This is a genomic window from Micromonospora sp. CNZ285 (genome assembly GCF_004637285.1).
Map to the genome: position 1 here is coordinate 6,619,299 of NZ_SPQD01000001.1, position 12,176 is coordinate 6,631,474.

The 12,176-nt window shown below is 74.4% G+C and carries 14 protein-coding genes and 1 tRNA gene; 8 read left to right on the forward strand and 7 right to left on the reverse strand.

What is annotated here, in order from left to right; genetic code table 11:
• The first annotated feature begins 122 nt into the window (after positions 1-122).
• Positions 123-1,175 carry an expansin EXLX1 family cellulose-binding protein gene (locus tag CLT75_RS30725; RefSeq protein ID WP_135243585.1) on the forward strand — a complete coding sequence of 351 codons (1,053 nt, stop codon included), beginning with the start codon at positions 123-125 and terminating at the stop codon, positions 1,173-1,175.
• A 258-nt stretch (positions 1,176-1,433) separates the two neighbouring features.
• Here the strand turns inward: CLT75_RS30725 and CLT75_RS30730 are convergent, their stop codons facing one another.
• From CLT75_RS30730 to bcp, 3 genes are all read right to left on the reverse strand, one after another.
• Complete coding sequence (locus tag CLT75_RS30730; RefSeq protein ID WP_135243586.1) at positions 1,434-1,961, reverse strand: GNAT family N-acetyltransferase; 528 nt, start codon at positions 1,959-1,961, stop codon at positions 1,434-1,436.
• A gap of 64 nt (positions 1,962-2,025) precedes the next feature.
• Positions 2,026-2,111: transfer RNA gene (locus tag CLT75_RS30735), tRNA-Leu, on the reverse strand.
• Between the two features lie 77 nt (positions 2,112-2,188).
• Positions 2,189-2,659: a thioredoxin-dependent thiol peroxidase gene (gene bcp, locus CLT75_RS30740; RefSeq protein WP_135243587.1), complete on the reverse strand. Its 471-nt coding sequence runs from the start codon at positions 2,657-2,659 to the stop codon at positions 2,189-2,191.
• A 122-nt stretch (positions 2,660-2,781) separates the two neighbouring features.
• Between bcp and CLT75_RS30745 the strand changes: the two genes are divergently transcribed.
• The 4 genes from CLT75_RS30745 to CLT75_RS30760 are packed head-to-tail and all read left to right on the forward strand — an operon-like array spanning position 2,782 to position 5,448.
• Positions 2,782-3,501: an energy-coupling factor ABC transporter permease gene (locus CLT75_RS30745; RefSeq protein ID WP_030270233.1), complete on the forward strand. Its 720-nt coding sequence runs from the start codon at positions 2,782-2,784 to the stop codon at positions 3,499-3,501.
• Positions 3,498-3,917, forward strand: a complete 420-nt coding sequence (locus CLT75_RS30750) for a PDGLE domain-containing protein (protein ID WP_135243588.1) — start codon at positions 3,498-3,500, stop codon at positions 3,915-3,917. Before CLT75_RS30745 ends, CLT75_RS30750 begins: the two co-directional genes overlap by 4 nt.
• A 2-nt stretch (positions 3,918-3,919) precedes the next feature.
• Positions 3,920-4,690, forward strand: coding sequence for a cobalt ECF transporter T component CbiQ (gene cbiQ, locus CLT75_RS30755; RefSeq protein WP_135243589.1), 771 nt, complete (start codon positions 3,920-3,922; stop codon positions 4,688-4,690).
• A complete protein-coding gene (locus CLT75_RS30760) occupies positions 4,687-5,448 on the forward strand; it encodes an ABC transporter ATP-binding protein (protein ID WP_135243590.1) in 762 nt (253 codons plus the stop codon). Before cbiQ ends, CLT75_RS30760 begins: the two co-directional genes overlap by 4 nt.
• A 101-nt stretch (positions 5,449-5,549) precedes the next feature.
• Here CLT75_RS30760 and CLT75_RS30765 read toward each other — a convergent pair whose 3' ends face one another.
• From CLT75_RS30765 to CLT75_RS30780, 4 genes are read right to left on the reverse strand one after another with little or no spacing between them, the layout of a single operon-like run.
• Positions 5,550-6,638: a hypothetical protein gene (locus CLT75_RS30765; RefSeq protein ID WP_135243591.1), complete on the reverse strand. Its 1,089-nt coding sequence runs from the start codon at positions 6,636-6,638 to the stop codon at positions 5,550-5,552.
• Positions 6,635-7,351, reverse strand: a complete 717-nt coding sequence (locus CLT75_RS30770; protein ID WP_135243592.1) for a thioredoxin domain-containing protein — start codon at positions 7,349-7,351, stop codon at positions 6,635-6,637. The genes CLT75_RS30765 and CLT75_RS30770 overlap by 4 nt, the downstream gene beginning before the upstream one ends.
• Positions 7,344-7,871: a MauE/DoxX family redox-associated membrane protein gene (locus tag CLT75_RS30775; protein ID WP_135243593.1), complete on the reverse strand. Its 528-nt coding sequence runs from the start codon at positions 7,869-7,871 to the stop codon at positions 7,344-7,346. Before CLT75_RS30775 ends, CLT75_RS30770 begins: the two co-directional genes overlap by 8 nt.
• Positions 7,872-7,901: 30 nt before the next feature.
• Positions 7,902-8,489: a sigma-70 family RNA polymerase sigma factor gene (locus tag CLT75_RS30780; RefSeq protein ID WP_135243594.1), complete on the reverse strand. Its 588-nt coding sequence runs from the start codon at positions 8,487-8,489 to the stop codon at positions 7,902-7,904.
• Positions 8,490-8,711: 222 nt separating this feature from the next.
• Here CLT75_RS30780 and CLT75_RS30785 point away from each other — a divergent pair, with 222 nt between their 5' ends.
• The 3 genes from CLT75_RS30785 (at position 8,712) to CLT75_RS30795 (ending at position 12,116) form a co-directional block, all read left to right on the forward strand.
• The gene (locus CLT75_RS30785) at positions 8,712-10,379 is read left to right on the forward strand and encodes a copper resistance protein CopC/CopD (protein WP_135243595.1); all 1,668 of its coding nucleotides are present in this window, start codon (positions 8,712-8,714) and stop codon (positions 10,377-10,379) included.
• Between the two features lie 16 nt (positions 10,380-10,395).
• Positions 10,396-11,124, forward strand: coding sequence for a YcnI family protein (locus CLT75_RS30790; RefSeq protein WP_135243596.1), 729 nt, complete (start codon positions 10,396-10,398; stop codon positions 11,122-11,124).
• A 140-nt stretch (positions 11,125-11,264) separates the two neighbouring features.
• On the forward strand, positions 11,265-12,116 hold the full coding sequence (locus CLT75_RS30795; protein WP_135243597.1) for a hypothetical protein: 852 nt from the start codon (positions 11,265-11,267) through the stop codon (positions 12,114-12,116).
• The last annotated feature ends 60 nt before the right edge of the window (positions 12,117-12,176 follow it).

The window sequence follows — 12,176 nt, forward strand, 5'->3', positions numbered from 1 at the left end:
AGCACCCCGACCTGGCCGGCGGGCTGGCCGGTGTCGTCTCCACCGCCCGTACGCTGCGCCCGGTTTAGTTTTCGCTTAGCTCGCTTGTCCCACGGCACGCCGGTCCGGCAGCATCGACCGGCGTGACCGACGGCACCGCACCCCACGCGCCGACCACCGGCGACGCGCCCGGACCCGCCACTCGGAACGGCCGGCGCCGCACCGCCTCACGCCGCCGCCTGGCCGCCGCCGGGCTGGTCACCGTCGCCGCCGCGGTCGCGGTGACCCTCGCGGTACGCGGCGGCGCCGCCCCCGCCTGCGCCGCCCCGGCTGGGCGCGCTGCCGTGGCCGCTCTTCCGCCCGCCGTTCTGCCGCCTGCTGCTCTTCCGCCCGGCGCTGCCCTGCCGGTGGCTGCCGCCCCGCCCGTCGGCGGCGCGACGCACAGCGGCAAGGCCACCTTCTACGACTCCGAGGGCGCCGGCGGCAACTGCTCCCGGCCCGCCGCGCCCGCCGACCGGATGTACGTCGCGCTCGGCCCGAGCGAGTACGCCTCCGGCGCCTCCTGCGGCGGCTTCCTCGACGTCACCGGCCCACGCGGCACCGTCCGGGTGCTCGTGATGGACCAGTGCCCGGAGTGCGCACCCGGTCACCTCGACCTGTCCGCCGAGGCGTTCGCCCGGATCGCCGACCCGGTGCAGGGGGTGGTGAAGGTCAGCTACCGCGCGGTGGTGAACCCGAGGCTGCCCGGCCCGCTCACCTTCCGCATCAAGGAGGGCTCGTCGCAGTGGTGGTTCGCCGTCCTGGTCGGTGACCACGGCAACCCGCTGCGCTCGGTCGAGGTACGGCAGAACGGTTCGTGGCGCGCCGCCCAGCGGCAGGACTACAACTACTGGCTGATCGCGTCCGGGGCCGGTCCCGGCCCGTACGAGATCCGGGTCACCGACGTGTACGGCCACCGCGTGACGGCCACCGGCATCCGGATGCTCCCCGGCCAGGTGCAGCACAGCAAGACCCGCATGTACGGCGCCGATCCCGCCACCCCCAGACCCACCTCGAAGAAGCCGACCCCCACACCCCGGACCCAGGCCCCGAGCCCTCCGACCCCCTTCACGCCGTCGCCCGCCCTCACCCCAGCCCTCACGGAACCCCTGGTGCAGGCAGCCGCCGCCCCTCCCACTCAGGCCTCCTGCTCCTGACTCTGCTCTGATCCCGGGCCAGCCCGTCCAGCTCGCCGATCTTGCACTCACGGCCCCTCGGTTGCCGCATACGCACCTTTCGCCCGGGCCGCAACCGCAAGATCACCGGGAGCGGGCGAGCGGGCGGGGGCGTGAGCGCCTCGGGACCGGCCCGCAGTGTCGATCTTGCACTTGCGGTCGTCGACATGCCCTGGATGCGGCTTTTGCGGGGGCGGAAAGTGCAAGATCGACAGGGTGGGAGGGGCGGCGAGGGCGGGGTCAGGGGGAGGTGGGGAGGTCCAGCCACATGAGGATCTCGTCGCGGGCGTCGGTGGGGGACAGGCGCAGCGCGGCGGGGAGGCGGCCGATCTCGCGGTAGCCGAGGCGCTTGTAGAAGCGGTCCAGGCCGAGCCCGTCGCGGACCGTCACGTGCAGCGCCGCCAGGCCGAGCCCTCGGGCGATCCGCTCGGCCTCGCGCATCAGCGCCGCGCCGTGGCCGCGTCCCTGCGTGTCCGGGTGCACCATGACGCGCTTGAGCACCCGCCAGTGCGTCTTGAGGTGGAACCGGTTGTCGGCGATGACCAGCACCGCGACCAGCTTCTCGCCCTCGTAGCCGGCGAGTAGCCGGTCCGGCCCGTCCGCCACCTCGTCGAGCGTGGAGGTGGCGAGCGGGCGTACGTCGTCGGCCGTCACCGGGGCGACGAAGCCGACGGCGCCGCCGGCGTTCGTCACGTCCACCCAGAGCGCGATGATCTGCTCGCGCAGTTCGGGGGTCAGGTCGGGGTCGAGTACGAAGCGCAGGTCCACGACGCCATCCTGCGCGTGGCGACGCGGCCCGGACCCGCGTTCGTGATGCGGGTGACACCGTTGATGGTGCGGGAGGGGGGTTTCGAACCCCCACGTCCTCTCGGACACAGGCTCCTAAGGCCTGCGCGTCTGCCGTTCCGCCACTCCCGCCGACCCGCTGAGTTTAGAGTGTCGCGCCGGAGCCGTGTGTACTCCGGGCCGCGACCGGTGTGCGCCGCTCGGTGACCTCAGTCGAGGCCGAGGTCCCGGCGCAGCTTGGCGACGTGACCGGTGGCCCGCACGTTGTAGAACGCCTGCTCGATCCTGCCGTCCTCGTCCACGACGAACGTCGAGCGGATCACGCCGGTGACGGTGCGGCCGTACATCTGCTTCTCGCCGAACGCGCCGTACGCGGTCAGCACCGCCTTGTCCTCGTCGGAGACCAGCGGGAACGTGATGGCGTCCCGGTCGCGGAACTTGGCGAGCTTCGCGGGCTTGTCCGGCGAGATGCCCACCACCTCGTAGCCGGCGGCCTGGAGGGAGGCGAGCGAGTCCCGGAAGTCACACGCCTGCTTCGTGCAGCCGGGCGTCATGGCGGCCGGGTAGGCGTACAGGATGACCTTGCGGCCGCGCAGGCCGGACAGGGACAGCGTGCCGCCGTCGTCGGTGGGGAGGCTGAAGTCGGGGGCGGGGTCGCCGGGCTTGAGGCGGTCGGTCATGGCGGTGACGATACCGCCGGGCCGGTGCGGTGGGCGGGCGGCGACGCGCGGGCCCGGTGACGGGCACCATGTGTAGTTGCAAGATATTGGCAACAGTGCCTTCCTGGAAATACGCTGAGCGCGTGGACACCCTGGCGATGCACATCTCCAACGGGATCATCAACGGTCCGGTCGCCGCGATCTTCGCGGCTCTCGCCCTCGCCGCGCTCGCGTTCTGCGTGCTGCGGGGTCGCGCCGACCTCGACGACCGGCTGGCCCCGATGGCCGGGCTGGTGGCGGCGTTCATCTTCGCCGTGCAGATGCTCAACTTCCCGATCTTCACCGCCGGGGTCAGCGGGCACCTGCTCGGCGGCGCGCTGGCCGCGCTGCTCGTCGGCCCGTGGGTCGGCGCGCTCTGCGTCGCCGTGGTGCTGATCGTGCAGGCGCTGGTCTTCGGTGACGGCGGGGTGGCGATGCTCGGCCTCAACATCACCAACATGGCGCTGCTCGGCACCGCCGCCGCGTACCTGCTGATCGCGCTCCTGCTGCGCGTGCTGCCGCGTACCCCGGCCGGGCTGGCGGTCACCGCGTTCGTGTCCGCGCTGGTCAGCGTGGTGGTCGCGTCCCAGGGCTTCGTCCTGCAGTACTGGCTGGGCGGCACCACCGACCTCGGCGGCAACCTCACCGGCCTGGCCGGCACCATGGCCTTCGCCCACCTGCTGATCGGCATCGGCGAGGGCCTGATCACCGCGACCACTGTGGTCACCGTCGCGAAGGTCCGGCCCGACCTGGTGTACGCGCTGCGCGCCCTCAAGCCGGCCACGCCGGCTCCCGCCGTCCCGGTCGCCGGAGGTGCCCGATGAGCAAGCGTCACTGGCCGTTCGTGCTCGGCGGCCTGCTGGTGGCCCTGCTGCTGGCCGGCGTGGTCAGCAACTACGCCTCCTCGCACCCGGACGGGCTCGACTCGTCGCTGCTCAAGGGCTGCACCGTCAACGCCGACGACGAGATCACCGGCGGCACCTGCCCGGCCCAGCAGGCCAAGGACCACGAGCTGGCGGACAGCCCGCTGGCCGACTACGGCGTACGCGGCATCGGCAACGACTTCCTCTCCACCGGCCTGTCCGGCGTACTCGGCGTGCTGCTCACCTTCGCGCTCGGCGGCGGCCTGTTCTGGCTGGCCCGCCGCCGCGGTCCCGCCACGCCGGCGGCACCTGACACGATCACCGCGAGCGCCGACCCGGCGGACGACGCCGCGACCCCGTCCACCGGCACCCGCTGACCATGGGCGCCGGGCACGTGCACGTCCTCTACCGCGAGTCCGGCTCGCCGGTGCACCGCCTCCCGCCCGAGGTGAAGATCACCGCGATGGTGCTGTTCACCATCGCGGTGGTGGCGACGCCCCGGGAGGCGTACTGGGCCTTCGGCGGCTACGCGCTCCTGGTCGCCGTGGTGGCCGCGCTGGCCCGGGTCGGCCCGCGCTGGCTGCTCAGCCGGGCGCTGATCGAGCTGCCGTTCGTGTTGTTCGCGTTCGCGCTGCCGTTCCTCGGGGCGGGGGAGCGGGTCGAGGTGGCAGGGCTCGCCCTGTCCGTCGACGGGCTGCACGGCGCGTTCAACATCCTCGCCAAGGGCACGCTCGGCGTACTCGCGTCGCTTCTGCTGGCGGCGACCACGACGACGCGTGACCTGCTGCTCGGCCTGGACCGGCTGCGGTGTCCGCAGATCCTCACCCAGATCGCCACGTTCATGCTGCGCTACCTGGAGGTCCTCGTCGGCGAGGCCCGCCGGATGCGGGTGGCGCGGGTGTCGCGCGGCGACGACCCGCGGTTCCTGTGGCAGTTGCGCGGCTTCGCGGCCGGCGTCGGCGCGCTGTTCCTGCGCGCCTTCGAGCGCGGCGAGCGGGTCTACCTGGCGATGCTCTCGCGCGGCTACACCGGCCGGATGCCGGCGGTGTGGCAGGGGGCCGGCGCGGCCACCGCCGGCCAGTGGGCGGCCGCCGCGACAGTGCCGGCGATCGCGGCCACCATCGCCGCCGTCGCGCTCGTCCTGCAATGATCGGGTACGTGCAGCAGCCGCCCTCCCTCGACGTCAACGGCGTCCGGTACGCGTACCCGGACGGTCACGTCGCCCTGCACGGCGTGGACCTGACCGTGCCGCGCGGCGATCGGGTGGCGCTGCTCGGGCCCAACGGTGCCGGCAAGACCACGCTCGTGCTGCACCTCAACGGCATCCTCACTCCGACCGAGGGCACGGTGAGCGTCGGCGGCCTGACCGTCAGCCGCGACCGGGAGACGCTGGCCGAGGTACGCCGCCGCGTGGGCATCGTCTTCCAGGACCCGGACGACCAGTTGTTCCTGCCCACAGTCGCCGAGGACGTGGCGTTCGGCCCGGCCAACCTGGGTCTGCGCGGCGCCGAGCTGGCCGCCCGGGTCGACGAGGCGCTGGCGGCGGTCGGCATGAGCGAGCACCGGGACCGGGCGCCGCACCACCTGTCGTTCGGGCAGCGGCGCCGGGTGGCGGTGGCGACGGTGCTGGCGATGCGCCCGGAGATCCTGGTGCTGGACGAGCCGTCGTCGAACCTCGACCCGGCCGCCCGGCGGGAGCTGGCGGAGATCCTGCGCGGCCTGCCGGTGACGCTGCTCATGGTCACGCACGACCTGCCGTACGCGGCCGAGCTGTGCCCCCGCTCGGTGATCCTGGACGGCGGCCGCATCGTCGCCGACGCCCCCACCGCGGACCTCCTGTCCGACGAGGCGCTGCTGACCGCCCACCGCTTGGAGCTCCCTTACGGCTTCGCCCCCCGCCCCACCTGACCCCGCCTGCCCGCCCACGCGATCTTGCACTTTCGGCCCCCGCGAATCGGGGCATAAGCCGCGCGTCGCGGGCGGCAACTGCAAGATCGCGGGGACGGGACTCAGCGGACCGGGGTTGCCGAGGGGGTGGGGCGGGCTGCTCTTGCGGCGGTGCGCAGGCGCAGCAGGCCCGCCGCGACCGCGCCCGCTCCTGTCGCCAGGCCGAGCACGACCAGCACCCGGACCAGCGTGGCCGGGCCGGCGGCGGGTGGCACCGCGCGGGACAGCGCGGCCAGGTTCGTCGCCCCGGCGAACAGCGTGAGACACGCACCCGCGAGCGCCAGCACGAAGTCGGCGGCCGGGCGGCGGGCCAGCGCGTACCCGCCCGCGGCGAGCGCGCCGAGGCCGGTCAGCAGCGTCCACACCTGACCGGTGACCAGCTCGGCGAGCGTTCCGCCGACGCCGGGCGCGCCGGTGTCCAGCGCGCGGGCGACGGTGAGCGCCACCGTGGCGGCGCCGCCCAGAGCGAGCAGGGCGCCGACCGCGCGCAGCGCCCGCACCCCGGCGGCGGTGCCACCAGGCGCCAGCCCGGCCGCGCCGATCAGCAGGAAGCCCAGCGTGGCGGCCACCCACCAGGGGTACGGGTCGGGCGGCGGCACCCAGTCCAGCGTGCCGCGTACGGCTCCGGTGGTGTCACCGGCGCGCAGCGGCACCGTCCAGTCGCGTACCCGGTGTTCCCGGTCCGGGTCGGCGGCGACGGCGGCCGGCGGGGCCTCCTCCCGCCACAGCGTGCGCTGGTCGTGCCAGCGGGCGGTGGGGCCGTCGTCGATTCGCCGCCAGTCGGGCGCGGCGGCCGGGTTCGCCTCGGCCGGCAGCCGGGTCTCCCCGGCCAGCGTCCGGTTCAGGTACGTGGCGGGGGAGTGAAGGTTCTCGTACACGCCGCCCGGGCCGATGCGCAGGTACGGCTCACCGGAGTAGCCGAGCACGGTGACCTCGGCGCCGGTGTCGTTCGTCAGCTCCAGCCGCGCGCCGGCCTCCACCATGCGCGCGGTGAGGCCGGGGCGGTCGGGGTCGACGCCGCTGATCGTGGCGTGGTAGTCGGTGCCGTCGGGCGCGTCCGCGCCGTGCGCGGCGGCCGGCGCGGCGAGCGTGAGCAGTGCGGTGGCCGCGACGGCGAGCACCAGCGCGGCCCGGCGCAGGGGTGCGATCACTTGCCGGCCGCCTCCACCGCCGACTTGATCCCCTCGGGGCTGCGGTCCTGGAGCTCACTGCCGTTGACCTTGATGGTCGGGGTGCCGGTCACGCCGGACTTGCTCGCCTCGTCGGTGACGTGCTCGGTCCACGACCGGTACGTGCCGTCGGAGACGCAGGTGGCGAACTCGTCCCGGTTCAGTCCGACGCCCGCGCCGATGTCGACGAGTTCGTCGTTGCTGAGCCCGGCGCCGCCCTCCGGCGGCTGCTTGGCGAACAGCTGGTCGGTGAACTCGCGGAACTTGCCGCCCTGCGCGGCGCAGCCGGAGGCGGCCGAGGAGCGGGTCGAGTATTCGGTGGTGGAGAAGCGGTTCAGGAACGCCACCGGGTGGAACACCAGCTTCGCCTTGCCCTCGCTGACGAGCTGGTTGAGCGTCTCGCCGTTGATCTGCTGGAACTGCTTGCAGGCCGGGCAGAGGTAGTCCTCGTACAGGTCGATGGTGACCGGCCCGGTGCCGAGCACGATGCCGGTGCCGGCGTCGTTGGCCCCGGGCGGGGCGGTGAACTCGTCGGACTTCTGGCTGGAGTAGACCGCCCAGCCGATGCCGCCGGCGATGACGAGCACCAGCACCGCGGCGATCGAGGTCCAGAGCGTCCGCTTGCGCCGCTTCTCCCGGGCGATCTGCTCGCGTACGACGCGGGCCGCGTCCTTGCGCCCCTTGCGACTACTCATCGGTGTCCTCCACGGTGTCGTCGCCCGCCAGCCACCCGTCCACGGAGAACGGGGTGCGGGGCCAGATCAGCAGGAACCCGGCGAGTACCAGGAACCCGAGGTCCCGGAGGATCTCCGGGAGGTAGCTGGGTGTCTGGCCGGCGGCGAGCTGCCCGCCGCTGCCGAAACACCCGCAGTCGATGGCCAGGCCACGGGCCCAGGCCGAGGCGATGCCGGCGATGAAGACCACGAGCAGCGCCGCGGAGACGCCGGCGCTGATCCGGGTGGCGAGCCCGGCGAGCAGCAGGACGCCCAGGGCCAGCTCGACGAACGGCAGCGCCGCACCGATCACCGTGGCCACGTCGTACGGCATCACCTGGTACGCGTTCACGGCCCGGCCGGAGGCGGCCAGGTCGCCGACCTTGGTGCCGCCGGCGATCAGCCACACGGCTGCGAGTCCGAGGCGGGCCGCGACGCCCAGCCAGGGCCGCAGGGCCTGCCAGCGGCCGGCCCGAGGTGAGGGGGAGGGGGTCACAGTCATTCGTCGTCCGAGCGCCACGAAAGGTTCCCGCTATCCGGCCAGCGTGTCGCCGACGGCGTCGACCAGTTCGTCGCGGGCGCGGGCGACCCGGGAGCGGATGGTGCCCACCGGCACCCCCTCCACGTCGGCGGCCTCGGCGTACGACAGGCCGAGCAACTGGGTGAGCACGAACGCGGAGCGCCGCTCGGCGGGCAGCCGGCGGACCAGGTCGGTGGCGCCGAGCTGCCCGGCGGGGTCCGGGTACGGGCGGTCGGTGGCGGCCTGGGCGGCGAGCCGCGCGTCGAGCCGGCGGCGGCGCACGACCGTGCGCAGGTGGTCGGCGCAGGCCCGCCGCGCGATGCCGAGCAGCCAGGTCCGCACGCTGGAGCGCCCCTCGAAGCCGGACAGCGCCCGGAACGCCCGCAGGTACGTCTCCTGGGTGAGGTCGTCCGCGGTGTCCGGGTCGACGAGCGCGGCGGCGAAGCGCCACACCTCGGCCTGGGTGGCCCGGACGAAGGCGGCCTGCGCGTCGCGGTCGCCGTCGCGGGCGGCCAGCGCCCAGCCGGTGGCCGCGTCCCGGGCAGCGTCGGACGCCGACTCGGGGCGGTCGGCGGCGGTGTCGCGCGGGCCGGGGATCACGTCACCCGAGGTTACGCGGCGTACCTGGAGGGGACAGGGTCCTTCGACCCATTCCGTGGTCCCGCACACGCCGGGAACTTTTTCCGTGCGCCGTCCGACTACCCTCCCATGACCTCCGAGCAGGCCCGGCGTGGCGCGCGCCGCCGCACCGGGTGGGCGCTCGGTCACGCCCGCCCGAGACCGGCTCGCCGGACCCGCCCCGGTTCGGGAACCATGGCGGTCATGACTGCTGCCGTACGCCGCCCGTCCCGGGTCGTCGCCGCCCGCTCCGGGGCCGTCGCCGGGCTGCTGCTCCTGCTGGTCGCCCTGCTGCTCGTGCCGGCCTCCCCTGCTGCCGCCCACGCGGTGCTGGTGAGCAGCAGCCCGGCCGCCTCCGCCGTGGTGCCCGAGGCGCCCGCGCAGGTGGTGATCACGTTCAGTGAGGGCGTCCGCAAGGTGCCCGGCAAGGTCCGGGTGATCGCCCCCGACGGCTCGCGGGCCGACCGGGGCGAGCCGACCTTCCAGGGCGCCGAGGTCACCATCCCGGTGGACCCGTCCGGCGGGCGCGGCACCTACCTGGTGAGCTACCGGGTCATCTCGGCCGACAGCCACCCGGTCTCCGGCGCCTTCACCTACTCCGTCGGCGCGCCGTCCGAGCCGCCCACCGACAGCGGTTCGGACAACCGGGCGAACCCGGTCACCGAGAACGCGGTGAAGGTGGCGAAGTACGCCGGCTACGTCGGGTTGCTGCTGCTCGTCGGCCCGGCGCTGGTGCTCGCCGCGCTCTGGCCGCGCCGGCTGTCCCGCCGGGGACCGGCGCGGCTGGCCTGGACCGGGCTGGGTCTGCTGGCGGCGGCCACGGTGGCCGAGGTGTGGCTCCAGGTGCCGTACGTCAACGGCGGCGGCCTGTTCGACGTGACCGGTTCCGGCCTGAGTGACGTGCTCGGCAGCGCCTACGGCACCACCCACCTGGTCCGGCTGGGTCTGCTCGCCGCGGCGGCGTTCCTGCTCCGGCCGCTGTTCGCCGGTCCGATCGGCCGTACCGACGGGATCATCCTGGCGGTCCTCGGCGGCGCGGCGCTGTTCACCTGGCCGCTGGCCGGGCACGCGGCTGCCTCGCCCGCGCCCGCGGTGTCGGTGGTGGTGGACGCGGTGCACCTGGGCGGCATGGCGGTGTGGCTGGGCGGCCTGGTCATGCTCGCGGTGTTCCTGCTGCGTCAGGCCGACGAGCGGGAGCTGGACGCGATCCTGCCGATCTGGTCCCGCTGGGCCGCGCTCGCGCTGGCCGCGCTGCTGCTGGCCGGCACCGTGCAGGGCCTGATCGAGGTGGCCGGTCTGCAGGCGCTGTTCGACACCACGTACGGCCGGCTCCTGCTCGCCAAGATCGCGCTGTTCGTGCTGGTGATCGGCGTGGCCGCGTACTCCCGGGCGCTGGTACGGCGGCGGGTCGCCGCCGGCCGGCCGGGCTCGATGCGGCGGGCCGTGGTGGCCGAGCTGGTGATCACGGCGGTGGTGCTGGGCGTGTCGGCGACGCTCGTGCAGACCACCCCGGCGCGCACCGCCGCCGCGAACGTCGCGGGTGCCGAGCAGGGCTACTTCTCGGCCACGCTGAGCAGCCCGATCTACTCGCTGGAGGTCCAGGTGGACCCGGCCGAGACCGGCAACAACTCGATGCACCTGTACGCCTACACCAAGGACAGCCGCCCGCAGCCGGTGCAGGAGTGGAAGGTCACCGCCGCGCTGCCGTCGGCCGGGATCGAGCCGATCACCGTCCCGCTGCTGCCGTTGAGCGACAACCACGCCACCGGTGAGGTCAACCTGCCGGCCCGGGGTGACTGGCAGGTGCGCATCACCGTCCGTACGACCGACATCGACCAGGCCACGGTGACCGCCACCGTGCCGATCAAGTAACGGAAGGTCCCATCTGATGATCCGTCTCCGGCGCCCCGCGACGATCGCCGCGCTGACCCTCACCGCCGTCGCCACGGCCGTGCTCGGCGTGGCCGGCCCGGCCTCGGCGCACGTCACGATCAACCCGGCCGAGGGTACGCAGGGCGGCTACGGCCGGTTCGCGTTCCGGGTGCCGAACGAGAGCGACACGGCGTCGACGGTCAAGGTCGAGGTGAACCTGCCGGAGAACGCCCCGGTCGGCTCGGTCTCCACCATGCCGGTGGCGGGCTGGACGGTCGCGGTGGAGAAGCGCAAGGTCGACCCGCCGATCGAGGTGCACGGCAGCCAGCTCACCGAGGCGGTCTCCAAGCTGACCTTCACCGCCGCGCCGAACGCCGGCGTGAAGCCGGGCGAGTTCCAGGAGTTCCCGGTGTCGATGGGCCCGTTGCCGCAGGCCGACACGATGGTGTTCAAGGTGCTCCAGACGTACTCCGACGGCAACGTCTCCCGGTGGATCGAGGAGCCGACGCCGGGCGCGGAGGAGCCGGAGAACCCGGCGCCGGTGCTCAAGCTCGCCGCCGCGGCGCCCGCGTCGCCGGGCGCGAGCGCGCCAGCCGCCGCCGCGGCGGACGACGACGATGACGACGACGGCTCCGGTGCCGCCACCGCCCTCGGGGTGGCCGGCCTGATCGCCGGGCTGGGCGGCCTGGCCCTCGGCGGCCTGGCGTTCGCGCGTACCCGGCGGGAGCCCGCCGCGAAGTCCTGAACGCGAGCGGTTCACCGGCCCGGCGGAACGATCCGCCGGGCCGGTCGCCGTCCCGGACGGGTGCCGCCGATATCCGGCGATCGGCCGACGCACGTCGGTAAGGTCGGCCGGGTAGTTGGCTACCGAGAGGGACGACGCGAATGCGTTTCGTACGCACGATCGCCGGCGTGGTGCTGCTGGCGTTGGGGATTCCGGTGCTGCTGGCGGGTGGAGGTCTCTGGATGGCCGCCCGGCACGCCGACCCGGACGGCGGGTTCGGCGCCCGGTTCGAGCCGGTCCGCACGCCGGCCCGCGCGGTGGTGGTGGCCGACGTGGACGCGTTGCTGCGCGCCGACCTGCCGGTGGCGCGCACCGGGCAGGCCCGGCTGCACCTGAGCGCGCGGGACGACGACGGCGAGGTCTTCCTCGGCCTCGCCCCGACCGACCAGGTGCGACGGTGGCTGGCCGACGTCCCGCACAGCACCGTGCGCCGCGTCGCGGTCACCCGGGGCCCGCTGCCTGTCGATCTCGACCCGGCCACCGCGGGCGTCGGCACCGCCGCGCCGATGACGGCACCCTTCTGGGTACGCGAGGGCGTCGGCTCCCTGGAGTGGAGCCCGGCGGAGCTGTCCGGCCGGTCGCTGAGCCTGGTCGTCATGCGCGTGGACGGCGCGGACGGGCTCGACCTGCGGATGCGTGCCGAGTTGCGGGCCGGGTGGTTCCCCGGGCTGGCGTGGGCGCTGCTGGCCGGCGGGACGCTGCTGGTCGTCCTCGCCGTGGTGGTGCTGCTGCGCCCGCTGCGGCCGCGTGAGGTGGTCTTCGTGGTCGAGCCGGACCAGGTGCCGGTGCTGGCCGGGCGTCTCGGCGTCACCTCGCTGAGCGGGCTGGGCCGCCAGCCGGGCCCGGCGTCGCGACCCGAGCGGCACCTGGTGGCGGTGGGCTCAGCCTCGGGCGGGCGGACCCGTGCGGCGATCGCCGCGCCGCCCCGCCGGTGCCCCGATGACAAGGACTGACGACGGGAACCCGAACGGCCCTCCGCGCTGCCGACGCGGAGGGCCGTTCTTCACCGGGGG